The following is a 20956-nucleotide window of genomic DNA, read 5'->3' on the forward strand; positions in this document are numbered from 1 at the left end:
GCTGAATGCGTACAGAACGCCGTCAATTATGACTGGGCCGTCGGCTTTCCCTCGCGCAGCTTTTCCATGTGAGCAGCCCACACGTCCGCCGGGCAGTTCGCCGGAGTCACGATGCAAACCTTGCCGTAGCTCAGGCCGGCCAGATCGACATTCACCTCGGTTTTATTCGTGCTCATGTCGATGCCGGTCAGCTGCGCGGCGTTCTTCACGTTCGGCGCGACCTGACCAAATTTTTTATTCTGCAGCGCCAACTGCGCAGATTTATACGACAGCTCCGCCAGGTGGCCGGCGTTGAACGAAACCAACAGCGCAGCGTTATTGCGCAGTTCCTGCACACGGGCTTTTACGTCCGGCCTGCTCATCAGGATTGAGGCTTGCGATTCGGCATTCGTAGGCGCGTAGCCTGCGCAAATCGCGGCCTCTTTCTGCGGCATACCCTGCGCAATGTTCTGCGCAAATTGTTCATGCTGTGGTTTTAAAAGGCTTGGGCTTTCTTTGCCCTTCCCCTCCTCATCACCACCAGCAACTGTAACGCCGGGCGTAATGGGCGCGGGATTTTCTGGAATTTGCGCATCTTGCGCACTGCGCATTTTTTTCTGCGCTTTTTTCTCTTTCCCTTGCGTAGGGATTTTTATATGCCGGCGTGCTGTGGCGTAGTTGTAGCCGTTAGCCTCACACCATTCTTTCGGGGAGATTTTGGTTTTGGCGTATTCGGCGAGGAACAGCTTTTGAATGGCTCCCCAGTCCTGTTTTGCCATAACGTTCTCCGTGAATAAAAAAAGCCACGGGCAACCATGATCTGAGTGATCGGTGGGTGTCGCCTGTGGCTTTGCTTGCGCATTACGCAGCACCTGGATAGATGCTCTGTGATGGACAATAAAAAACCCGCACTTGCGGGTTTATAATTTTTCAATTTATTGCTTCTGTAGTTTCAATTGTCCTAACATTGAGCCGTCAATCTCTTCAATCTTCACTCGTAGTAATCCATCACTCATGCCTATCATCTGGCCATTACCATTTACTATCTCAACATTAGCGAGATGAAGAAAGTTTGTCGGTGGTGGCTCCACGCCTTCAACGATCGAGTATGTTTCGCGACCAAAATCCTCAAAGAAATTTGATACAAGACTTGCCACTTCACCGCTACCAAGAGCGTTAAACTTCTCAGCTATTGCTTTGAAATATTTATCACCTGAAATTAAAGTGCCGGTTAATACAGTCCCTTTAATGAGAAGGGTGATTCCGACACCAATATTCAAATTTGCCATCTTGCATAAAAACGTCAAAGTTTCATCACGCACCTTGACTATTTGCGTAATTGGCAGGCTTTCGATTGAATCATTGATTTCTTCACTCATTATATACACCCTATTGAAAATTATTTAATTGATGATACCTGTTGCCTAATAAACATGGGGTGAAAACCACCAATTTTCAATAGATACATATTATTTGTTTGCCAACTCCCCTGCTGTCACACCGTTTCTTCTACCACGGCTGATGTTTCCGCTATGACCGCCCCCTAGCTCGCGGGGTATTAACCGTTTTTGACTTCTCTCGCCCGTTCGCCGTGAGGAGTTCGGGTCGTGGCTAAGGCAGGAGAACGGTGACGGCTCGGCGCTCAATTCTCAACAGCCTTGTTTCCCACCAGGTGCTAACATGGTGTATTGCAAATTACCGAAGCTGTTACTCCGAGGTGAACATGGAAATCACAACTGTAAATCAACTGATCGCAGCTGGCTCAGGCTTGCTAGGTGTCCTAATCGGGGCTGGCGTTTCTGGCCTTGTCAACTATCGAATTGAACACAGTAAACGTGATTATGAAAAGAAATCGTATACCGCAGGTTTCTTAGCAGAAATCGAGGCCTTACAAATGATTATCAGGGAACGAGGATACTTGGAGGCTTTTTCAAGTCTCTTGGAGTCGCCAGAGATTCAAAGAGGTGAGTTTGTTGGAACTTACTACGTATTGATTCCTGATGACTACGCACGCTTTTACAATGCAAACATGAATAAAGTTGGCGTGCTTGGCCCAGAAAAAACAAAGAAAATCATACAATACCATCAATTATTGCAAGCGATAGTTCAAGATTTCAAACCAGATTCATATGTAAGTCAGTTTGGTTTCACAAAAGAAGCTATAGAAGAAAATCTTCATTTATTGAACTCAGCACTATCCCTTGGTGATGAGATCTTAAATGGTTGAATTTCTACCTCTCGTCTCCATGCGTTCAGCGTGGCAATTCTGCCGGCACAAATTTTCAGTGAGGTTTGTAGCGCCAGCGTATAGCCGACGGCGTCGCCCCATGTGTCGCTGGCCATTGCTGGCTGCTCACATAGAGTGAATACGGATTCAGGGGGAAGGAGGATAAACGGCGCCGGGGGTTGTGCCGGTGGCCGGGCGCAAGAGCTCAAGCACAGCGGCAGGCAGAGGCCGACCAGCGCAGGGATCGTTTTTAATCGCTTCACGGTATTTCCTTTGGGCGGTGTCGTGCTGCATGCGCAGCTGCTGCTCGCGTCGTTGCTGCGCCGCCATCAGTACGCGATTCTGCGCATCTTGCGTCTGCAGCGTGGCTATCAGCCCGGCCTGTTGTGCCAGCGTCTTCTGCTGTTCTACAGTCTGCTGGCGTGCCAGCTCCAACCGGTGCGACAACAGCGAGCTGTAACCGCCAAGAAAGATAGCCACCAGCAGGAGCAACATTCCCCCGCCGGCCAGTTTTGAGAGCCAGCCGCTCATGCCAGTGCCTGGCGCGCACGCTCAAATCGTTCTTTGCGGTCTGCCAGCCCGTTATTGCCGCCGTTGATTAGCAGCGTCACCCGTTCGACGTCGCCGGCGTACTGGCCACAATTCCGTGATTTCCAGAACCAACCGGCGGAGCGCATCGCGTACTCGTCTTTTTCTAGCAGGTCAGGCACCAACAGCAAATCGGTTTTGATGCCGGCGCTGCAGGCGCGATAATTGTCGGCGCCGGTGATCTGGATCAGGCCGCGCCCGCGGTATCTCCAACCATCCCCTGTAGATTTGTTACCCAGGCGGCCGCCGTAGACGAGATTCGCGATCGCAGCCTGGCGGTTCACCGGCACCACCGATTCGCCGCGCTGGCGCCCCAGCATTGTGCATTGCTCCGCAGTTAGCCGCTTGCCAAAGGTCGATTGCAGGCCGGCCACGCTGTAGTTGAAAGATTCCGCGACCGTAGTGAAACTGGCCGACTCATGGCCGACCTGAGCAATGAACATTGCCTGCACCACTGGCGACGTGATACCAAACTCGGCAAACGTCGCTTCCAGATGTGGAAACCAGCGCGCGGCCAGTCCGGCGCCAATGCCGGCCGCCTCTTTGAATTGATCCTGAGTCATGAATTATTCCTGTCGTGGGGAACCGGTGCGGTTGCTTGCGATGCGGCGCAGCATATTTCCGAAATAGTCGACGCCGGCATAGCCGATAAACATGCTGCCGAGATAGGCGTATGTGGAATCCCAGCCGATCGCAGCCAGGCAATCTTTGATGAAATACGCGACCATCGCGCACATGGCGGCGTCAATTAGTCGGCGTGTCCATCCCTGCTGGCCAACATACGCACTGCGCAGTAACGCCATAAGCGCAGCCGTGGCCGCATAGCCGCCGCCCTCCTTGTGAGCGGCAAACCATGCAATCAGTTGCGCCCACAATTCGGGATTTTTATCATGCATTTTCATGTCCTCCCCCTTCCGGGGTTTATTCCCGGCATCGGGTGATGATCAAGGGTTTGCTAGGCGTTTGTGGGGGCAAATCATGCAGGCAACCTTTTGGTGTGATAATCTGTTGATTGTGTGTGTTATATTTTTCACCAATTGAATGCCAGCCGGATATTCATTCAAGTTGACGAACACAACCAAATAAGAAAAAATCGAGGAAACATGAATATATTTGCGACGCAATTTCTAAAAAAAGAAGGCCTAATAATACTCATAATCACATTGCTCGGGTATGGTGTGGCACTGTCCTATGAAATTGGTTATGCAGTTTACTTTTCATTCGATACAGAATATATTCAGGTAGATATTAAATCCATATACACTGGTATACTTGGTGTTTCTTCATTCTTCCTTATCGCTCTAGTTTTCATCACGGTCTTGAAACAAAAGCAGACCAGTGATAGACGGAAGTTAACCCAAATTATAGTGTATGTAGTACTGATCGGACTACTGTCCACACCGACAGCGCCGAAAATAATTTTTGCAAACGTTATAACTGCCATAACTCTATGCACTGGTGTTTCAGTTTTATATATATCCTACTACTACTTATCAAAAAAAGAAATTCTCACAGTACCCGTTCTGATTGGAATTGCTTGTTTGTTTATAATTGCAATGTCAACAACGGTAGGAATATCTCGCGCATCTACTGAGACAAGTTTCAGTGTATTTAAGTATGAAAACGGCGAGTATGCCATCATAAGAATATATAATGGCAGCATTGTTGGCATTAAGGTTGAGAACAATAAACTATCTCACACAGATAAAATCTACATGCCAAGCTCAGAAGTAAAAACATTGCAGACAAGAACAATTCAAGTACCAAGCAAGCCAGGGCTATTAAATTATAAAATAGAATACCCTGAATTCCGAAAGAGGACTTTAGGTGATCTTATACTGAAAGAAAGTGACGAGAAGTAATTTAGTAACTACTTTTGTGTTGATTTCAAAATAAAAAACCCGCTCAAAGGCGGGTTTCTTTTGAATTTGTCGCTGCGGGTACTACTTCGCGAAGCTTATCTCAATATAACCATTTTTCGCGCAAAGTCAACCGTAAAATCTATCAACATTCGAACTAAACGCATCACTCATCGGACGGTAAAGCATGAATTCCGCCGTTTTTACCCACACCGCGACGCGCGTCTCGCAGGTTCGCATGCACCAATCAGGGCGATAATTATGCAGTTCTGCGGCCATCTCCTTCAGGCTTTTTCCTTTCCCGATATAGCGCTGCTGAATGATAAATTTCAGCCCTGGGTAATCCAGCAGAACGGCCCCGATCACCCGATCCATAATCGCCGCCTCCGAATCAGTGCAAAATGCCAGGCTGCTTTTTTGTTTCCCCTCCAGAATGTCGAGCAAATACTGGCGCAATTCTTCCTGCTCACATCCCGCCTTTTTCAGCTGATTGAGCGCCTGGGTGATCGCGGCTTTTGTCACCTTGTTGCTCGTCAGTAGTCGGTTGAACATGTTGCCGGCCCTGCCGAAACTTTCCATCCCAGACCACCGGCCCCACATTTTCAGCCGCCCCTGTATCCAAACGCGCTCCAGTGCACGCAAATGCAGCTCTTTGCCGTCGCCTTTACCGATGTTGTCAGGGTAGATCATAACTTTCCTTCCTTTCTCAAAATTTCTTGCGTGCGCATGACACCTTCGGCGTGCATCAGTCGAGCGTCGTTCGCGTCGATAAGGCGCGTGCGGCGGTCTACTTCATCGTGGCAGGCGCTGCAGGCCCACGCGGCCTGCGTGTCATCTGGCTTTATTGCCGTGCCGCAGGTTCCGGCCAGCCGGTAATGTGCGGCGACGGTTGTTTCTGGGTTTCGGTTACAGATGCCGGGGATCCTGATTTGACAATCACGGCCGCGGGCCTCGTCGGTCAGTTTGCTCATGCTGCATAATCCATTAGCTGAGCCGCGGCGTTCTCTGCCTCGGCGATGGTTGGAAAGGATTTGTTTAAGATGAAGGTCCACAGCACGTTAAGGGCTGCCTGGTACAGGTCGTTAAATTCGAGGTCGTCCATTTTTGCGAATGAGATCGATCGCGGCTCGCGCAGGGTCGAACCGTCGGGGAGTTCAAAAAGGTCATAATGCCCCGCTTCGACGGTCACCCATCGGCGGAAAGCGTGGAAGGATTTTGCAATCGTCAGTCGTTCGGCGCGCTTCTCGGCCACCAGCTGCAGGTACTCATCCGCCAGCGCATAGAACACGCCAGCATCGTCAACATGGCGCGCCAGCCGATTGATATACCCGCGGAGAAATTGGCGCTCAAACGTTGATACTGCGCCGCCAGTCGGCGTCCAGTATTCAAAACCGAGATTCAGGAGCGAGAAAAATTTGCGGTGCAGTCCGGGATTCCGGGCGCGCTTAAACTCGCCAGTGACAACCGCCCCCAGCTTGAGTTTGTTCGTGACGAAATCGACCGTGTCGGGCGTTGCCGGCACGAGGATCCCGCCTTGGGATTTGTAAAACGAATACTGCGCCATTTTCGTCTCCGTGGTGGCGCAGCAGGTGATCAGCTGTTCAGGCTGATGAGAGGATTATATCACTTTCTCCGGACGTCGTAGCCCATACGTCGGAGCAGCACAATCATGAGCTCAGTATCGGCGACGATCTGGCTCTCCTTCAGCGGTAAAACCGCAGTTATGGCCCCGTGGGTCATGTAAACCAGCGCCCGACCATTCTCGGGCAAAACATGAGCAACATCTTGTTTTAAATGCATTATATTTTTCTCCGACATTCTCGGATTACTTCGTGCTCCAATTATTACACCAAAACACTGTACATATAAACAGTAAATGCTTGATATTTTACACAACAGAAAATGAAGGGGTATACATACACATTGGACAAAAAAAAAGCCCTCGGGATTAAACCCAAGGGCTATCTGAGTGTGGGTAGATACTCTACCGGAGAGTCCAATCGGCTGAAATAGCCACTGACTCTCTACTCGTTGTAGCAGGCCTAACACTCCCGCTAGGTTTTAAATCAAATACTTACAGCTTTCATATTAAGTAAAAAAGTCCACTTACTAAACACAGTTTAAGCCTGTTCGGCCACTGCATTAATCAAGGCTGCAGTTGCTACATTATCCCTTAACTACAAGTGCATTTCAATTTTTTTTGAATAAATATTTTAACCGTCGACTACTCAGGAATCTATTGATTTTGTAGGGATTATGTCTATATTGTTTCAGATATATTATACATAAAGCCCTATCATTAATCACACAATAAAAAAATTTCAGCTAGGAACTATTCCCTATGAAAAAACGAGAATCATCACATGACTTTCGTCATGCAACTTAATCTTCCTTATTTATGCTGAGAATCAGCAAGAACTTTTATTAACAAACGTAATTTGGAAATAAATCATGGACTTAATGAAAGTAAGCATCAATAACATAAAAAACATCAAGAGAGCAGACATTGAACTTCCAATAGAAGGAGGCCTATATAGTTTGGTTGGGGGGAATGGATGCGGTAAAAGCACCCTAATGCTAATTATGTCAGTGCTAATGAGTTCCAAACGTTTCAATATGCTTCAAGGTGAAGATTATGATAGTGATTCAACTATAGAGATTTCAATTTCAACTGACCGATATGAAGAAAGCAATCATTGGTTCGTGAAAAAAAGACAAAAAAATGATGAGAATATGTGGTGGTGTTCCAGTAGACCACTTTCCTACAAAGGTGTTTATGAAGGAAGCTTGTTCTATGGAACAAGATTCAGAGACTCAACTATTGTAGATAAATTACTTCGTAATAAACTTATAAAAGACGACCAAATTGTTGATGCTTTTGACTATGTAAAAGATAACCTTAGCTTCATTCTTCATGGTGATTACAATCATTATAAGGACATGAAGAAGATAAAAAACAAAAAGATATCTGAAAATTTCGAATTAAGCAATCTACCATATTTCATGACAACTGCCAAAGGAGACCTTCTTAGTCAGTATAGAATGAGCTCAGGTGAATGCTTGTTGATCTCACTCTTAAACTACATTTACCATACATTGATAAACCAAGGTACAAATAGAAGCGTTACTGACAGAACATTCTTCATTCTTATTGATGAGATAGAGCTGGCTCTTCATCCCATAGCTATTTCCAGGCTAATTGGATATTTAAATAAATTGTTAGAAACATACCCCAAGCTATGTGTTTATTTAACATCACACTCACCTGAAGTCATTCGCGCTCTAAAACCGCAGAATATGTTTTTGATTAATAACAATGATGGAGTGCTGGATCTAATTAATCCATGTTTCCCTAGCTATGCTATCAGGGAGGTCTATCGGCATGATGGATTTGATTATTTAATTCTAGCAGAAGATACTTTAGCCTCGTTAGTTATTGATGGGGTTTTATCTGATAGTGGACTTAAAAATAGCAGATTAATACATATATCTCCTGTAGGTGGGTGGCAAAATGTCTTGAACCTCCACCTGGATTTATTAAGAAACAATGTCATTGGCGTAAATAAGAAAATCATAAGTATTCTAGACGGTGATGTAATCACCGACGTGGATAAAAAGGAAACATATAAGAATTTATCCAAGCTATTTTTACCAATTCAAAGCATTGAGAAATTCATTTTCAACATTGTTTTCAATAATGGTAATGATAAATTAAGGAAAACTATAAATGACAAGTACTTCCCTATTAAATCTTTAGATGACCTCGCATCGGAGCACAACAAACAATATCCTGGAACCCCAAAAAACCCTGACAAACTATTTTATTTCAGAGTAAAAAAAGACCTGGAAGTCAGGAATATAAATGAGTCATACTTCATTAGAAATTTAAGTGAGGATATTAAAAAAGAAGTTGACTTTAGTCCATTTACACAGAATCTTCATAGACTCCTGTCCTCACAATGAATCACAAGCACTTCTCCTAAGCTTAATCAGCTAGGAGAAGTGCTATGAATTATTTCAGCTGTTTATGAAACTACAATCATAACATTAAGCATTTGGGGTTGAACGAACAAGCGCCTGATCAAACATTTTGTGCAAGTGGCAAAACCGCAGTTCTACCGGATTGAAGTGCCACAGCGTTTTGTCCGGCCTGGTTTTCTTCCCTGCCGGCCGGAAATTAACTTCCCCCAGCTCGTAGAAACGCTCATTCACGCCTATCAGGTGATAGCGCGCCTTGTTCCCCTGCCCGGTTCGAATCATGTTCACGTTTGGCGACCGGAGCATAGATTTCAGCCGAATGCAGATCTGCGATCGTGTCATGCTGTTCCCTGGGTGTTTTTCATGCGTTAGGGCGCTGATCTCTGCAGTCGAGAGATTTTTACCCTGGATAAGTTCGACAAACTGCCGTGTTGTGATTCTGGTCATTGGTCATGCCTCGGTTATTTCACGTTGTTGTTACCCATGCTGGCGCGGATCCGTGCCAGCATTTCCATGCCCTTTCGCTGATAGCGGCCGTCAGTGTCGGCGATCTGTGCGTCGCCCAGCGGCCTGTTCTCCAGCGCTTTCGTTTTTCGCACTGGCGGGATGGAGAATCCCATTTCCACCTGCTTTGCCCACTTAGCCAGCAGCCGGCCGGCCAGTGCGGTGAGTTCGTTGTGTCCCAGCTTGCGCTCTACGCCGGTGCGGCGGAGCTCCGGGCAAATCTGGAACAGCACCGGGTGGCGCCAGTCGAAACTATCTGCGCAGTCGAAACGCCAAGATTCGTTGCGCCAGCGGCGGTATTCGGTCATGACGTCGTCCGCCGACAGGCCGAACGGGTTGGCCGTGCACTCGCCGACGATCGCAGTAAATTCCGCGAGATCAGGCGGCCAGTGGTTACCGGCGCTGCAGCGCTCCATGCACCGGCGCGCGGCGTAGGCCAGTTGGTCATCGGAGAATTTCGAAATCGTCTGGCCCCAGATCGTGGATGGTGCCACCCCGTTCTTGGTCACCCAGCGGTTGGCGTAGATCCCCGCCATCGTCTCCCAGAGGAGCCAAGCCCTGTCGCTCCCGTTCTGCGTTTCGAGCGGCCCTGACCTGCTGCTGAGCGGTAGCGGCTGCTGCGGTGTATCTGGTCGCATTTGAACCTCCTGCATGCTGCTTTCGTTTGGCCGCCGCCTGGCGCTCGTAGAGCACGCTGTCGGCGAATTTCTGCTCCCACTGCGTCTGGTTAAATACCCTGCCCTCGGCTTTCCAGTACGCCTGGAAGCTCGCCAGCTCCTGCGGGGTATATCCCGGCGCCGGGCCGTCGATAATTCGGCCCCACAACGCCGCCAATCGCTGGAAATCAACCGTCGGCGCCCAGTTGGCGCTCATCGGAAATTTTCCGCATGGGTTCTCGTCGTCTTGGTCTTCCCAGGGTGTCGGCGGTGATCCCTGTCCATCTGGTGAAATTTCGCCCGCTCCCGATAGAGAGAGGGGGTTATCTTTTAGATCTTCTTCTTCCTCTACTTCTGGTAACGCTTTTTGATACGCATCTGTAACGCTCGCAGCGTTACTAATTGCGTTACCTTTTGCGTTACTCCCGCGTTTCACTTTCCTTGAATTTGCAACGCGATTATTCGTAAGTGCTCGTTTTTTCGATGAATTCCCGTTATGCCTTTCAAAGTTCGGAAAAACCAACGTCTCCCCATCGAGCGCCAGCCAGCCAACGCTGATCAGCGCATCTGCAAAACCGGAAACGAAAGTGATCCGATCAACTGCATTTTTTGTAACGCTCGCAGCGTTACACTTTGCGTTACCGTCAATGGTCTGTTGATCGGCCCACGCCCATAATCTGACCAACTTGCCTAACACGGCGTCCGGGTCCAGATTCAGGATTTCCGACAGCTGGAACACCTCCGGTTTATCCGGGGTTATCACTTCAACCTTGATCCAACTTGCCGCCATATGTGCCTCAACTTTCTGTAATCTGTAACGCCGACAGCGTTACGGTTTGCGTTTCTTAAAAGGTCAGTTCCGCGCCGTCGCGCGTGCTCCCTGCGGCGCTGGCTTCCCTTTCAAACGCTGGCAGTGCTTTGCAAAACTTCGCGCCCAGACCAACAGGTCGGGCAGTTTCATGTTCGGGTTGTGGCGCTGGTGCTGTACGGCAGCCGCCGCCGACGTCGTGGCGACCGCCTCGTCGAACCGTGCCTCGCGCAGCTGCGCAGTGATCTGCTTCTGCAGGAAATCGTCGTGATTAATGGTCATTGGTCATGCCTCGGTTAATGCAGTGCGCTGTAAGCTCGCCGCAGCTCATAGAAGCTGCGCTCTGCCTCGTCGCACTCTCTTTCAAAATCCGCCGGTGATGCGTGCAGCAGCGCGGCGGCGATCGCCTCCTGGTGTTCCTTCAGCGCGCGGATTGCCAGGTATTCGATGCTATTTCCCGCCACCAGCCGGGCGCGCAGCACCGCCGGCAGCGCAGCAAGGATCGCCGGCTGCAGTTCCTGAATTTTCTGGCGGGCGCCAGCACTATCGCTGTCGAGCCAGCGAAAGATCTGCTGCTTGTTGTTGTGCCATGCAGCATCATCAACGCTGCCGTCGGCGCGCTCGATCTGCGCCAGCTGCGGTGCCTGCATTTCCAATTTGAAGTAAGCGCGGGTGATTTCCGCCGCGACCGTGCGCTGAGTGGCCTCCGTGGCCCATCCGCGCAGCGCGTCGCGGATCTGCTCGTGTTTGATTTCCATATATCAATCCTTAAGCTCCAGGTTTGTTATCCTGGGGTTCTGGTGGTAAGCCAGAGGTTGGGTTTGGGTGAATGTCAGGCCGAATTTCATGTGGCGTGACGCCTGTTAGTTCATAAATTTTCAGCAAATGAGCCTCTGGGACACGGCCGTTATATTTCTTTACCCAGCGATTCAGAGAAGAGGGTTTTATCCCTAACATAAGAGCCAAACGACGCTGGTTAACTGCCACCTTGATGGCTTTGTCTAGTCCGGTCATTGCAGACCTCCTTGAAGTTAAAACACAACAAGTGTGAGCATAAAGCTAACACTTGTCAACAACAAGAGAAATTGAGGGGTGTTAGCCGGTGGCTTATACTCACATGATGAAAAATACAGACGACGCCCTGACCTCGCTGGTTACCCAGCGCCTAAATGAATTGATGGAAGCCAAGCATCTTTCAAAAGCTGACTTGGCACGAATTGCTGATGTCAGCAGATCATCAGTTAACGGATGGTTTAAAAGGGGGAGCATCAGTAAAGAGGCTGCTTCCAAGCTTTCGAGCGCTACTGGTGTCTCTATAGCCTGGCTGCTCGGCGACGACACAGAAGGAAGTGCTGATCTCAGCCAAGAAGAAAGAAAGCTTCTCGACTTATATCGCCAATTACCGGGAATTGAGCAGGCTAACATGTTGGCTGCATTTGAAATGCGCCTGAATGAATTAAAAGAATTCTACACTCGGTACGTTTTAAGAAATAAAGAATAATCAATCATATACGTAGATCCCTCTATCGAAGGCCGCTTAACAAGCGGCTTTTTTTACGCCCTCAGAAAATTTTCTAGTTAGCTTAATGTTGACACATGTTAGCTTTTAGCTCACAATTCATTTCATCAAGCAGCAGCGAACAGGCAGGAAGCCCACGAAGTAGCCGCCCGGGGCGCACGAAGACCGGGATGATTCGCTAACGCAGCAGGTGAAAAACGTTCTGACAGCTGGAAAGACAGCACCGAGGCATGACCAACAGACCACACAGCAGAGGGCAACACGATGTTCACATCATACGAAGAGTATTTCGACAGTCTGGCGGAAGGCGAAGAGGCCATGTCAGAAGCAGAATTTAACGCAGCTCTCCAGTAACACTCACCGCGCCCTACGGAGCGCCACCGAGGCAATCATGAGCGACAGAGGTTTCTGGATTGTAATTGTCGTCGGCACCTGCGGCCTGTTCTGGACGGGAGTCATCGTAGCTGCACTGATTTTTAAAGGGGCATGGCAATGAGCAAGATCGTCCCAAACAGCGGTAAGGCCGTCAGCCTCCGCAACACGCGCACCGGCGCACCGTGGGTAGCATCGTTCGATTACATCCGCGGCCGCTATCGGTTCGAACCTGTCGGCAATCTACGGGCCATCAAGCGCCCTTTTGAATCCCTGCGGATCCCGCCGGAATTCGAGCCAGCTGGCACGCACTAAAGCACCACCTGAAACAGCAGTAAAAAATGCCCGAATTAATGGGCAGGACCAAACACGCACTTTAATCAAATGAGGCATGACCATGAAAGTAACTAGCGCAACTTTAGTTTGTGAAAAAATCCACGCAGGTATTCATTCCGTATCTGAAAACGACAATGTCATTGGATATATCGCCAAGACCAAAAACGAAGAATTACCTGTTGGTGCAGTTTTAGCAGACGGAACCGATCTCGGTGAATTTGATTGCCCTGACTGCGCAGTAAAAGAAATTTACCGCAAAGCAAACAATATTACTGACGGGCATTTAATTACCAGCGACGACAAGAAAGAAATGCTTTTGGCCTTCATGATGGCAATGCTTGGCGGCTCAGCAGAACGCACAACCCACTAATTGCTGTGTGTAGTCTTCCCCGCCAGCGATGGCGGGGCTTTTTCAAATATTGAAATGCGTCATGCGTTTCCCTCCCGGGGCGTCAACTCGTAGGGCGCATTTCAATAAATCAAAGAGAGGGTTTATATAATGCAAACTTTCAACACTGAATTAGCAATTGAGGCCCAAAGCCAATATTGCAATGACAACCGCCTTCCGAATTTCTCGCCAATTGACGGGATTTGTTACCGCTGCAACAAAGATGTTTATGTTCCAGTTGAGAATAAATACGGCGACTTTGTCTCCGGAATTTCCGTAGAAAAGGCAGCGAGCACCCACATTATTGATTGTCCGCACTGCCGAATGAGTTATTGCGATTAAAAGTAAAAAGGCCCGCACAAGGCGGGCCAGTCTACCGGCTTAACGTCCCGGTGACGGGCTGCCAGGGGACCAACCCTAACAGCCGAGGCATGACCAATGACCACATCGAGGATGCAGCACCGATCGGGCTGCATTCTACCTAAAACTCAGGAGAATTGCACAATGCAAAACGTCTACGCCTATCACTTAAAGGCAAAGCAAAAGTCAGGGAAACCCTCGCTTTTCATCTGGTTTGAAGCAAAGAACGATGCGCGGGCAAAGCGTGACCTCGAAAACCACATCGAGGACGCCGAGCTGGATCAATCCGCTTACTTCAAGCCGGTGCGCACCAATTACCCCGTTGTTGACGATCTGCCGCCAGAAGCGGCGTTCTGTGATACCTGGTGCCTGCGCTACAAACTGGACGATAACCTGTCGTGGCAGGTCATCCCTGCGGCTGAGCGCGAGCCGCATAAACCTGCAGGTGATGCTGGTGCATCAGAAACCAGCAGCAGCCAAAAGCCACAGATAGACCAGAAGACCAATGACGGCGGGGATCCAGCTCACGGGCAAGAGCCGCGAGCGTACTTCGCAAAAATGAGCGCTGACACGCGGGCTGTCGCCGTCATCCTGCACGGCTTCGAGGTGATCGATACCGTGCTGAGTAAATCGCAGATGACCAATGTCATAAACACCGCATTGAGCGGCGAATCCGCTTATATCGCCGATATGCTGCAGGCTCTACGCCTGCCTGCCGTTTCCTGCATGGATCCCGAGCGCTTCGCGGCTTTCGTTGCCGGGGTCGCGCGTCGCTATGAAGAAACCGATCCTGAATCGACCTTCATCAATATCCGCAAATACGTTGAGCAGCTGCTGAAACCGGCCCCGGAGCCGGAAGCAGAAACGACGAAAACTGTACATAAGCGCGGCTATACCCAAACGCATGACGCCCTTGACCGTGAGATCGCCTGCGCGCTGTGGGTCGGTGATGTCGACTGCCAAAATATCGCCGGTGAGATCGATCGCTGGGCGCAGAAAAAAATAAAAAACGATGACGAAGACTTTAAGCGTTGGTCAATGGCGCTGCGCGCTGCCCCGAACATCCTCAAATACAGCCGTGAGACAATTTTCGGCGTGGTCCGCAATGTTCCATCGTCTGATATGTACCACTTCCCCGCCACACTCCGCGGCTGGATTGAGAAATATTTGTCTGAGCATGGCGTCTATGAATTTGGCGCGGCGCCGGATGCCGTGCAGTTGGCTGCAGAGCCAGAGCCAGAGCCAGAGCCAGAGCCAGAGCCAGAGCCAGAGCCAGAGCCAGAGCTTGTCAGTTTAGGCGGTGGCCGCTTCGACGCATCAAGCCTTTTTGAAGCCTCGCCGCTGGCTGCCGTGCAGGTTGACAATGAACCTTCCGACGACAACGCGCTGCAGCAGCAGATCCCAGCACCGACGCAGGCTGAAGTCTTAATTGACAGTGAAAAAGTGGAAGTAGCGCTGCAGCCGGAAGGTGAGCCTGCAGGAAGTCAACAGCCGGCGTATTTCGAGCCAGGCCGTTACGCTGATATTTCGAATGCTGCCTATCACGCTGCGAACGGCATCAGCAGCACACAGGTGAAGGACGCGCGTATCAGCCTGATGTATTACCACGGGCGCCACGTCATCAAAACGATCGGCCGGGAACGCAGCGACGCGCTGACGTTCGGCTCGCTGGTGCACACGCTGGCGCTTGAGCCAGAGAATCTGGAGCGAGATTTCAACGTAGAGCCGATTATCCCGGACGGCGCTTTCACGAATACCGCCTCAATGCGCGCATTTATTGAACAGCACAACGAAACGCTGCCGAAAATGGCAGATACGGACACTCTGCGCACCGTCATTGATGAACACAACGTGAAGCTGCCAACACCTTACGCGCTGGGCGGTAATGCGGACGAAATAGGCCGAATTTACTCCCTGCTGCCGCCGGAATTCCAGACCATTCCTGACGGCCAGAAATTCACCGCTACAGCCATGAAAGCCTGCATCAAAGAGTACAACAGCACGCTGCCTGAACCGCTTAAGGTCAGCGGTGGCCGCGATGCGCTACTCGAGCAGTTGGCAATCATCGATCCTGAGTTTGCGGCTCGTGAAGTTGCGATCCCGGCTCCGCTGTCGGTCAGCGGGAACAAAGAAGACATGGCGGCGCGCATCAAAACGATTCTGCCAACAGCCATCTTTGCCGACGAACTGCTCGATGCCTGGAAAAACTCTGATGACGGCCGTCAGCTGGTAACCCAGCAGCAAATGCAGCATGCCAAAGCCATTCAGCGTGCGCTGTTTACCCATCCTTCGGCGGGTCCGCTGCTGCAGCATGAGCATCGTGCGGTTGAAGCGAGTTATTTCGGCTTTGATGAGGAAACCGGCCTCGAGGTCCGTGTCCGCCCTGACCTTGAGATCGATCTTAACAGCGTGCGCGTCGGTGTGGATTTGAAATCAGTCAGCATGGGCCGCGTGAAGCAAGACGCGCTGCGCGCCAAGCTGCACCGCGAAATTATCGATCGGGACTACCACCTCAGCGCTGCCATGTATAGCGACATCGCCGCCTTTGACCAGTTCTTCTGGATCTTCGTCAACAAAGACGAGGGCTATCACTGGGTGGCTATCGTCGAGGCTTCTCCTGATCTGCTTGAGCTTGGCCGGCTTGAGTACAAAAAGGCGCTGCGAGACATCAAAAGCGCATTCGACACCGACACCTGGCCGGCGCCGATCACCGAAGAGATCGTCGACGACTTAAACGACTTCGACCAGCGCCGCATGGAAGCGCTGCGCGTTGCATAAGGGGCAAAACATAATGAGCAACATCAGCATTCCTGAAGAAAAAACGGCGTCGGTTACCGACTCAAACATCGCGCTGTTCAACCCGCAGTACCTGACCGCTATCAACCAATTTGCGCAGGTCATGGCGAGCGGTACAGCGACGATCCCCGCCCATCTACGAGGGAATCCTGCCGACTGTATGGCGATCGCCATGCAGGCCGCACAGTGGCAAATGAACCCCTTCGCAGTGGCTCAGAAAACTTTCATCGTGAGCGGAGTTCTCGGCTACGAAGCGCAGCTGGTTAATGCGGTGATTTCCACTCGTGGGCCGCTGGTCGACCGCATCAACTATGACTGGTTCGGTCCGTGGGAAAAGGTGATCGGCAAGTTTGATATTCGCAAGGGTGATAAAGGGGAGTATCGCATTCCTGGCTGGCGCCTGGCTGATGAAGAAGGGATCGGGATCCGCGTCTGGGCAACGCTGAGGGGGGAGGATAAACCGCGGGAGTTGGTGCTCATGCTGGCGCAGGCCCGCACCCGCAACTCTACGCTTTGGGCTGATGATCCGCGCCAACAACTGGCCTACCTGGCAGTAAAGCGCTGGGCGCGCCTGTACTGCCCGGAAGTGATTCTCGGCGTCTACACGATCGACGAGTTGGAAAAGACAGAAGAACGTGAAATCAACCCGCAGCGCGGCGCCTCGCGCGTCAGTGTGAGCCAGCTGGCGGACGGACCTGCCGCCGCACCCGTGCAGCAGAGCGCCCCACCTGTCGATACGGATGATATTGCCGGCGGCATTCGGTCAGCTATCGATCAGGCAGAAACAACAGACCAAGCCTCAAATATTCGCGCACAGGTTGAAGAGTTACGCCAAAAGCTGGGGATCGCCGCTTACACCGAGTTGAAAAACAAAGTGATTAAGCGCCATCGGCAGATCACCGCATGCGGCAGCATCAGCAGCCAACTGAAAGACTGCCGGAGCGCCGAGGAGTTCGCCGCGGTAGAGGCGCTGGTGCGACGGTCAGGGCGAGATCTAAGCGCCGATGACATGGAGCGTTTCCAGCTAGCGCTCGACGATATGCGCCCAGAGTTTCAGGGCTGATTTTGGAAAATCAACGCACAACGCCGGCCACGGCTAATATTGTGGCCGGTTGTGCTTAGTGAGGCATGACCAATGGCTAAATGGATGACTCTCGAAGAATGGCGAGATGATAACTACACCGATAAAAAACCAAGCATTCAGACGCTCTGGAGGTGGGCGCGCAACGGAAACTTTTACCCGCCGGCTGAGAAGCACGGCAAGCAGTACCGGCTGACACCTGGGACTATTTACATCAACCCCAAGGACTTCAACCTGGGGAGGAAAATAAAGGAAGCGCAGAGCCCAAATCCCGCGAGGCTCGCGTTCATGGAGAAAGTGATCAATGGCACGGCGAAGGGAGGGTTATGACATGCGCTTACCGAAAAACCTGACATTTCGCCGAAATCGGAACGCGTTCTACTGGCGCAATCCAGTCACCAAAAAGGAAATCTCTCTCGGCCAGATTTCGCGACGCGAGGCTATAGCCCAAGCGATTGAAGCCAACCACTATATCGAACAAAATTACTCTCCCGTTCTGCTCCTGGAGAAAATTAAGGGCAGCCACGAATACACGCTAAACGCCTGGCTCGATCGGTACGATGTCCTGTTCAAGCGGCGAGAACTGGCCGAGAACACATACAAAGTGCGCGCTGGACAAATTGCCATTATCCGGGAGCGCCTGGGCGACATGGTGCTGACAAAAATCACGACACGCCACATCGCCGAATTTCTCGAGTTTTGGATCGCCCAGAACAAAAAGACAATGGCCGCAACCATGCGATCGGTGCTGTCTGATATTTTCCGCGAGGCGATCGTGGAAGGTCACATCGAAAACAACCCTGTGACCCCTACCCGCGCGGCGAAAGCTGTCGTGATGCGCGAACGTCTGGAGCTGAAGCAATACGGGCCGATTCGAGATGCAGCGGAGACAATGCCGCCGTGGTTCTGCCTGGCGATGGATCTCGCTCTGGTCTCCGGCCAACGCCGCGAGGATCTGACGCAAATGCGCTTTAGCCATATCGTTGACGGACGCCTGCAGGTTGAACAAGGCAAGACGGGGGCTTTGCTCTCCCTCCCCCTTGATCTTGAACTGAAATGTATGGGCCTGCGGCTTGGCACCGTTATCGACCGATGCCGATTGGTCAGCACGACAGACTTCATGATCAGCGCCGGCATCAGGAAAAATAGCCCAGATGGTTCGATCCATCCCGACGGGTTAACGAAAAAATTTGTCGCCGCGCGGAAAGCATCAGGTTTGGAATTTCAGGAAAGCCCGCCGACGTTCCACGAGATCCGAAGCCTGTCCGGCCGCCTGTACGAAAAGCAGAACGACAAGGCATTTGCTCAAAAGCTGCTGGGGCATACAACGGAAATGATGACGCTGAAATATCTTAAAACGAGGGGGAAAGAGTACGTGATGCTGTAAAAGACCGAATATCAAAATTCGGACATATTTCGGACATTTTCGGACAAACAAAAATAAACCCTTTAAAATCAATAACTCAAAAAAAGACCGAATACGATTCCTATATTCGGTCTAGGGAAATGGCTCTTGGGAGAGAGCCGTGCGCTAAAAGTTGGCATTTAATGCAGGGCTTGTTCAGCCGTGCACTTTAAGAGTAGCCTACCGCGCCAGTTTTGCCAGCCGCCCGGCGGCCGCGTGATAGTTTCGTGACGAAATAACTATGCGGCAAATGCGCATCAATCCGCGCGCGCTGGGCAAGGCGTTGGCAAACAAGCGGTTAGTCAGCGCACAGCTTCTCGGCGCGTTCGATAAACGGCGCCAGGCTCATTTTTTTCCCCGGTTCGGCAGGGTCGTCCAGCAGGAGCACCTCCAGCGGCTGCGCACGCTGATGGCCCTTCTTCACCTGCTGCTCCGCTGCGTCGTTGAGCGGGTATTGCATCAGGGTGCTGTTATTCAGCACGAACAGCGCGCCGCCGCTGCGGCACTGCAGCGTCACTTCTTCCTTGGTGAACGCCCACTGTTTGCCGTACTCCAGTTTGGTGATGTTCACCAGTTTGTCTGCCGCCAGCGCGCCGGTCGCGGTTGCCAGCAGCGTAATGCCGAGTAATACCGATTTCATGTGTTGGCCTTAAGGTTGCTATTCACGTCGATTTTCCCGCAGCTTGCCCGGTTGCGGCAAGCCGAAATTCAAACCGGCGCATAGGTTGCAAATAAACTGACCAGCAGCAGCACCGCCACCCCCAGCCCGACTTCGAGCCAGCAGGCCAGCACCACGCCGCGCTGCGCCAGCGCCGGTACGCGGCTCATTGCTGGCACGATGGCGTAGCGATTGGCCAGCGCCACCATCACCATCAGCGCCACCAGCGCGGTTTTAATCAGCAGCAGGCGCTGATAAGGCGAGCTGAGGTTGAGCGGCCAACCGCCGAGAATGATCAGGCTGTTGACGATACCGGTGACGATCACCGCCGCCACCGCCAGGTGTCCCCAGCGCGAGAAACGGATCAGCGTGGTGATGGCGTCGCTGCGCCACTGCGGCGGCTGCAGATAGCGCAGGCAAACCAGCAGCGGCGCCAGGCTGCCGAACCAGTAGCCGGCGGCCAGCAGGTGTACCGCATGGTTGGCGCGGTGCAGCGCGCCCAGCGCGCCTTCGTGCATCGCCGCGTGGCCGATAAACGCCAGGCTCACCAGCAGCAGTACCGAGCACAGCGCCAACGCCTGCGCACGCGGCCGTTCCGGCAGCAGCAGGCTCAGGATCGCCAGCAGCGACAGGCCCAGATGCCAGCGCCACACTTCGCCGAAGGTGGTGCCGAGCACCGCCCACCAGACCTCCAGCCGCCAGGCGTCTTCCCAACCGTCGCCCATTTGCCCGGCCTGAATGGCCAGCAGCGCCACGGCGGAAAGCCCGGCAATCCAGGTGCTGGCAAGCAGCAGCGGGCGCACATCGCGGGAGAGGATCGGGGAGAGGCGCTGCGGTGACAATAAGGCGGTGAACAGACTGATGCCGAACATCAGCATCACCGCCGCAAAGTGCACCAAGCGACACAGAACGAACAGGGTCGCCAGACTCACGATCAGTTTACGGTGAAGCTGTACTGGCCTTTGGTTTTATGCCCGTCGACCGAAACCACATGCCAGCTGACGTTGTATTTGCCCGCGCTCAGCTCGCCTTCGATCGGCACATTGACCTGGGTGTTGTTGTTCGGATCGAGCTGCAGCTTGCCGGTTTTCACCACGGCGTTGTCCGGGCCGGTGATTTTCACGCCGCTGAAGTTCGGTTCGATGCCTTCGGAGAAGCTGAGGGTCAGCGCCTTCGGCGCCGGGCTGACGCTGGCGTCGGCCTTCGGCGTTTCCACTTTCAGGTGGGCGTGCGCCAGCGCTTGCTGCGAAGACAGGCCGACGAACAGGACGAAAACGGTGGAAAGCAGGCGACAAGAGGAACGAATTTTACCGATCACAGTGGTATCCCTTAACAGTAAAAGAGGGTCATAAGGGTTAAGGCCACAGCCAAGGCGATGTATCAGCGGCCCCAACCCACCGCAAATGATTGCGCCACGGGTAAACAGAAAAACGGGTTGTATC

General features: G+C 51.7%; 29 protein-coding genes. 11 read left to right on the plus strand and 18 right to left on the minus strand.

Going from position 1 to position 20956, the window contains the following annotated elements; translation table 11 throughout:
- Positions 1 to 26: 26 nt before the first annotated feature.
- A complete protein-coding gene (locus ACF8MC_RS06275; RefSeq protein ID WP_164105786.1) occupies positions 27 to 758 on the minus strand; it encodes a terminase small subunit in 732 nt (243 codons plus the stop codon).
- A 156-nt stretch (positions 759 to 914) separates the two neighbouring features.
- Positions 915 to 1358: a hypothetical protein gene (locus ACF8MC_RS06280; RefSeq protein WP_164105787.1), complete on the minus strand. Its 444-nt coding sequence runs from the start codon at positions 1356 to 1358 to the stop codon at positions 915 to 917.
- A gap of 344 nt (positions 1359 to 1702) precedes the next feature.
- Between ACF8MC_RS06280 and ACF8MC_RS06285 the strand changes: the two genes are divergently transcribed.
- Positions 1703 to 2206: a hypothetical protein gene (locus tag ACF8MC_RS06285; protein ID WP_164105788.1), complete on the plus strand. Its 504-nt coding sequence runs from the start codon at positions 1703 to 1705 to the stop codon at positions 2204 to 2206.
- Between the two features lie 147 nt (positions 2207 to 2353).
- Here the strand turns inward: ACF8MC_RS06285 and ACF8MC_RS06290 are convergent, their stop codons facing one another.
- From ACF8MC_RS06290 to ACF8MC_RS06300, 3 genes are read right to left on the minus strand one after another with little or no spacing between them, the layout of a single operon-like run.
- Positions 2354 to 2737, minus strand: coding sequence for a DUF2570 family protein (locus ACF8MC_RS06290; protein WP_164105789.1), 384 nt, complete (start codon positions 2735 to 2737; stop codon positions 2354 to 2356).
- A complete protein-coding gene (locus tag ACF8MC_RS06295) occupies positions 2734 to 3357 on the minus strand; it encodes a glycoside hydrolase family 19 protein (protein ID WP_164105790.1) in 624 nt (207 codons plus the stop codon). The genes ACF8MC_RS06290 and ACF8MC_RS06295 overlap by 4 nt, the downstream gene beginning before the upstream one ends.
- A 3-nt stretch (positions 3358 to 3360) precedes the next feature.
- Positions 3361 to 3696 carry a phage holin, lambda family gene (locus ACF8MC_RS06300; RefSeq protein ID WP_164105791.1) on the minus strand — a complete coding sequence of 112 codons (336 nt, stop codon included), beginning with the start codon at positions 3694 to 3696 and terminating at the stop codon, positions 3361 to 3363.
- A gap of 201 nt (positions 3697 to 3897) precedes the next feature.
- On the opposite strand from ACF8MC_RS06300, the gene ACF8MC_RS06305 reads away from it, so the two are divergent.
- Positions 3898 to 4656 (plus strand): hypothetical protein, encoded by a 759-nt coding sequence (locus ACF8MC_RS06305; protein ID WP_164105792.1) that lies wholly within the window; start codon positions 3898 to 3900, stop codon positions 4654 to 4656.
- 126 nt (positions 4657 to 4782) lie between these two features.
- Here the strand turns inward: ACF8MC_RS06305 and ACF8MC_RS06310 are convergent, their stop codons facing one another.
- From ACF8MC_RS06310 to ACF8MC_RS06325, 4 genes are read right to left on the minus strand one after another with little or no spacing between them, the layout of a single operon-like run.
- Positions 4783 to 5343: a DUF1133 family protein gene (locus ACF8MC_RS06310; RefSeq protein WP_164105793.1), complete on the minus strand. Its 561-nt coding sequence runs from the start codon at positions 5341 to 5343 to the stop codon at positions 4783 to 4785.
- Positions 5340 to 5624 (minus strand): DUF1364 domain-containing protein, encoded by a 285-nt coding sequence (locus tag ACF8MC_RS06315; RefSeq protein WP_060443310.1) that lies wholly within the window; start codon positions 5622 to 5624, stop codon positions 5340 to 5342. The genes ACF8MC_RS06310 and ACF8MC_RS06315 overlap by 4 nt, the downstream gene beginning before the upstream one ends.
- Positions 5621 to 6217 carry a DUF1367 family protein gene (locus tag ACF8MC_RS06320; RefSeq protein WP_060443311.1) on the minus strand — a complete coding sequence of 199 codons (597 nt, stop codon included), beginning with the start codon at positions 6215 to 6217 and terminating at the stop codon, positions 5621 to 5623. The genes ACF8MC_RS06315 and ACF8MC_RS06320 overlap by 4 nt, the downstream gene beginning before the upstream one ends.
- 59 nt (positions 6218 to 6276) lie before the next feature.
- A complete protein-coding gene (locus tag ACF8MC_RS06325) occupies positions 6277 to 6453 on the minus strand; it encodes a hypothetical protein (RefSeq protein WP_164105794.1) in 177 nt (58 codons plus the stop codon).
- A gap of 651 nt (positions 6454 to 7104) precedes the next feature.
- On the opposite strand from ACF8MC_RS06325, the gene ACF8MC_RS06330 reads away from it, so the two are divergent.
- A complete protein-coding gene (locus tag ACF8MC_RS06330; RefSeq protein ID WP_164105795.1) occupies positions 7105 to 8616 on the plus strand; it encodes an AAA family ATPase in 1512 nt (503 codons plus the stop codon).
- Between the two features lie 84 nt (positions 8617 to 8700).
- Here the strand turns inward: ACF8MC_RS06330 and ACF8MC_RS06335 are convergent, their stop codons facing one another.
- The 6 genes from ACF8MC_RS06335 to ACF8MC_RS06360 all read right to left on the minus strand — a co-directional run bounded on the left by ACF8MC_RS06335 (position 8701) and on the right by ACF8MC_RS06360 (position 11613).
- Positions 8701 to 9078, minus strand: coding sequence for a hypothetical protein (locus ACF8MC_RS06335; protein ID WP_287146090.1), 378 nt, complete (start codon positions 9076 to 9078; stop codon positions 8701 to 8703).
- Between the two features lie 14 nt (positions 9079 to 9092).
- Positions 9093 to 9629, minus strand: coding sequence for a replication protein P (locus ACF8MC_RS06340; RefSeq protein WP_287146091.1), 537 nt, complete (start codon positions 9627 to 9629; stop codon positions 9093 to 9095).
- Positions 9580 to 10581 carry a DnaT-like ssDNA-binding domain-containing protein gene (locus ACF8MC_RS06345; protein WP_287146092.1) on the minus strand — a complete coding sequence of 334 codons (1002 nt, stop codon included), beginning with the start codon at positions 10579 to 10581 and terminating at the stop codon, positions 9580 to 9582. Before ACF8MC_RS06345 ends, ACF8MC_RS06340 begins: the two co-directional genes overlap by 50 nt.
- A 63-nt stretch (positions 10582 to 10644) precedes the next feature.
- The gene (locus ACF8MC_RS06350; protein ID WP_060443316.1) at positions 10645 to 10881 is read right to left on the minus strand and encodes a hypothetical protein; all 237 of its coding nucleotides are present in this window, start codon (positions 10879 to 10881) and stop codon (positions 10645 to 10647) included.
- A 14-nt stretch (positions 10882 to 10895) separates the two neighbouring features.
- Positions 10896 to 11357, minus strand: a complete 462-nt coding sequence (locus ACF8MC_RS06355; RefSeq protein ID WP_060437645.1) for a toxin YdaT family protein — start codon at positions 11355 to 11357, stop codon at positions 10896 to 10898.
- 10 nt (positions 11358 to 11367) lie between these two features.
- Positions 11368 to 11613 (minus strand): YdaS family helix-turn-helix protein, encoded by a 246-nt coding sequence (locus tag ACF8MC_RS06360; RefSeq protein ID WP_103773913.1) that lies wholly within the window; start codon positions 11611 to 11613, stop codon positions 11368 to 11370.
- A gap of 103 nt (positions 11614 to 11716) precedes the next feature.
- Between ACF8MC_RS06360 and ACF8MC_RS06365 the strand changes: the two genes are divergently transcribed.
- The 8 genes from ACF8MC_RS06365 to ACF8MC_RS06400 all read left to right on the plus strand — a co-directional run bounded on the left by ACF8MC_RS06365 (position 11717) and on the right by ACF8MC_RS06400 (position 18838).
- Positions 11717 to 12100 (plus strand): helix-turn-helix domain-containing protein, encoded by a 384-nt coding sequence (locus ACF8MC_RS06365; RefSeq protein ID WP_164105817.1) that lies wholly within the window; start codon positions 11717 to 11719, stop codon positions 12098 to 12100.
- Positions 12101 to 12610: 510 nt separating this feature from the next.
- Positions 12611 to 12805 carry a hypothetical protein gene (locus ACF8MC_RS06370; protein WP_057523605.1) on the plus strand — a complete coding sequence of 65 codons (195 nt, stop codon included), beginning with the start codon at positions 12611 to 12613 and terminating at the stop codon, positions 12803 to 12805.
- Between the two features lie 82 nt (positions 12806 to 12887).
- Positions 12888 to 13196: a hypothetical protein gene (locus tag ACF8MC_RS06375; protein ID WP_154746943.1), complete on the plus strand. Its 309-nt coding sequence runs from the start codon at positions 12888 to 12890 to the stop codon at positions 13194 to 13196.
- Positions 13197 to 13325: 129 nt separating this feature from the next.
- A complete protein-coding gene (locus ACF8MC_RS06380; protein ID WP_149570733.1) occupies positions 13326 to 13556 on the plus strand; it encodes a hypothetical protein in 231 nt (76 codons plus the stop codon).
- A 162-nt stretch (positions 13557 to 13718) separates the two neighbouring features.
- Positions 13719 to 16352, plus strand: a complete 2634-nt coding sequence (locus ACF8MC_RS06385; RefSeq protein ID WP_353038819.1) for a RecE family exodeoxyribonuclease — start codon at positions 13719 to 13721, stop codon at positions 16350 to 16352.
- A gap of 13 nt (positions 16353 to 16365) precedes the next feature.
- Positions 16366 to 17433 carry a RecT family recombinase gene (locus tag ACF8MC_RS06390; protein WP_164105812.1) on the plus strand — a complete coding sequence of 356 codons (1068 nt, stop codon included), beginning with the start codon at positions 16366 to 16368 and terminating at the stop codon, positions 17431 to 17433.
- A 72-nt stretch (positions 17434 to 17505) separates the two neighbouring features.
- The gene (locus tag ACF8MC_RS06395) at positions 17506 to 17781 is read left to right on the plus strand and encodes an excisionase (protein WP_015377485.1); all 276 of its coding nucleotides are present in this window, start codon (positions 17506 to 17508) and stop codon (positions 17779 to 17781) included.
- Positions 17756 to 18838, plus strand: a complete 1083-nt coding sequence (locus tag ACF8MC_RS06400; RefSeq protein WP_103798663.1) for a tyrosine-type recombinase/integrase — start codon at positions 17756 to 17758, stop codon at positions 18836 to 18838. Before ACF8MC_RS06395 ends, ACF8MC_RS06400 begins: the two co-directional genes overlap by 26 nt.
- Positions 18839 to 19154: 316 nt before the next feature.
- Here ACF8MC_RS06400 and ACF8MC_RS06405 read toward each other — a convergent pair whose 3' ends face one another.
- The 3 genes from ACF8MC_RS06405 to yobA form a co-directional block, all read right to left on the minus strand.
- Positions 19155 to 19496, minus strand: a complete 342-nt coding sequence (locus ACF8MC_RS06405) for a YebY family protein (protein ID WP_025302452.1) — start codon at positions 19494 to 19496, stop codon at positions 19155 to 19157.
- Positions 19497 to 19564: 68 nt separating this feature from the next.
- A complete protein-coding gene (gene copD / locus ACF8MC_RS06410; RefSeq protein ID WP_164105807.1) occupies positions 19565 to 20446 on the minus strand; it encodes a copper homeostasis membrane protein CopD in 882 nt (293 codons plus the stop codon).
- Positions 20447 to 20448: 2 nt separating this feature from the next.
- On the minus strand, positions 20449 to 20832 hold the full coding sequence (gene yobA, locus ACF8MC_RS06415; RefSeq protein WP_004940886.1) for a CopC domain-containing protein YobA: 384 nt from the start codon (positions 20830 to 20832) through the stop codon (positions 20449 to 20451).
- Positions 20833 to 20956: the final 124 nt, after the last annotated feature.

The organism is Serratia sp. LACPHL-BACT-2024-00286 (assembly GCF_043109535.1).
GTDB classification, from domain to species: domain Bacteria; phylum Pseudomonadota; class Gammaproteobacteria; order Enterobacterales; family Enterobacteriaceae; genus Serratia; species Serratia sarumanii.

Coding starts and splice junctions, on each gene's coding strand:
- ACF8MC_RS06275 (WP_164105786.1), bottom strand. CDS start 758: ATGGCAAAACAGGACTGGGGAGCCATTCAAAAGCTGTTCCTCGCCGAA.
- ACF8MC_RS06280 (WP_164105787.1), bottom strand. CDS start 1,358: ATGAGTGAAGAAATCAATGATTCAATCGAAAGCCTGCCAATTACGCAA.
- ACF8MC_RS06285 (WP_164105788.1), top strand. CDS start 1,703: ATGGAAATCACAACTGTAAATCAACTGATCGCAGCTGGCTCAGGCTTG.
- ACF8MC_RS06290 (WP_164105789.1), bottom strand. CDS start 2,737: ATGAGCGGCTGGCTCTCAAAACTGGCCGGCGGGGGAATGTTGCTCCTG.
- ACF8MC_RS06295 (WP_164105790.1), bottom strand. CDS start 3,357: ATGACTCAGGATCAATTCAAAGAGGCGGCCGGCATTGGCGCCGGACTG.
- ACF8MC_RS06300 (WP_164105791.1), bottom strand. CDS start 3,696: ATGAAAATGCATGATAAAAATCCCGAATTGTGGGCGCAACTGATTGCA.
- ACF8MC_RS06305 (WP_164105792.1), top strand. CDS start 3,898: ATGAATATATTTGCGACGCAATTTCTAAAAAAAGAAGGCCTAATAATA.
- ACF8MC_RS06310 (WP_164105793.1), bottom strand. CDS start 5,343: ATGATCTACCCTGACAACATCGGTAAAGGCGACGGCAAAGAGCTGCAT.
- ACF8MC_RS06315 (WP_060443310.1), bottom strand. CDS start 5,624: ATGAGCAAACTGACCGACGAGGCCCGCGGCCGTGATTGTCAAATCAGG.
- ACF8MC_RS06320 (WP_060443311.1), bottom strand. CDS start 6,217: ATGGCGCAGTATTCGTTTTACAAATCCCAAGGCGGGATCCTCGTGCCG.
- ACF8MC_RS06325 (WP_164105794.1), bottom strand. CDS start 6,453: ATGCATTTAAAACAAGATGTTGCTCATGTTTTGCCCGAGAATGGTCGG.
- ACF8MC_RS06330 (WP_164105795.1), top strand. CDS start 7,105: ATGGACTTAATGAAAGTAAGCATCAATAACATAAAAAACATCAAGAGA.
- ACF8MC_RS06335 (WP_287146090.1), bottom strand. CDS start 9,078: ATGACCAGAATCACAACACGGCAGTTTGTCGAACTTATCCAGGGTAAA.
- ACF8MC_RS06345 (WP_287146092.1), bottom strand. CDS start 10,581: ATGGCGGCAAGTTGGATCAAGGTTGAAGTGATAACCCCGGATAAACCG.
- ACF8MC_RS06350 (WP_060443316.1), bottom strand. CDS start 10,881: ATGACCATTAATCACGACGATTTCCTGCAGAAGCAGATCACTGCGCAG.
- ACF8MC_RS06355 (WP_060437645.1), bottom strand. CDS start 11,357: ATGGAAATCAAACACGAGCAGATCCGCGACGCGCTGCGCGGATGGGCC.
- ACF8MC_RS06360 (WP_103773913.1), bottom strand. CDS start 11,613: ATGACCGGACTAGACAAAGCCATCAAGGTGGCAGTTAACCAGCGTCGT.
- ACF8MC_RS06365 (WP_164105817.1), top strand. CDS start 11,717: ATGATGAAAAATACAGACGACGCCCTGACCTCGCTGGTTACCCAGCGC.
- ACF8MC_RS06370 (WP_057523605.1), top strand. CDS start 12,611: ATGAGCAAGATCGTCCCAAACAGCGGTAAGGCCGTCAGCCTCCGCAAC.
- ACF8MC_RS06375 (WP_154746943.1), top strand. CDS start 12,888: ATGAAAGTAACTAGCGCAACTTTAGTTTGTGAAAAAATCCACGCAGGT.
- ACF8MC_RS06380 (WP_149570733.1), top strand. CDS start 13,326: ATGCAAACTTTCAACACTGAATTAGCAATTGAGGCCCAAAGCCAATAT.
- ACF8MC_RS06385 (WP_353038819.1), top strand. CDS start 13,719: ATGCAAAACGTCTACGCCTATCACTTAAAGGCAAAGCAAAAGTCAGGG.
- ACF8MC_RS06390 (WP_164105812.1), top strand. CDS start 16,366: ATGAGCAACATCAGCATTCCTGAAGAAAAAACGGCGTCGGTTACCGAC.
- ACF8MC_RS06395 (WP_015377485.1), top strand. CDS start 17,506: ATGGCTAAATGGATGACTCTCGAAGAATGGCGAGATGATAACTACACC.
- ACF8MC_RS06400 (WP_103798663.1), top strand. CDS start 17,756: ATGGCACGGCGAAGGGAGGGTTATGACATGCGCTTACCGAAAAACCTG.
- ACF8MC_RS06405 (WP_025302452.1), bottom strand. CDS start 19,496: ATGAAATCGGTATTACTCGGCATTACGCTGCTGGCAACCGCGACCGGC.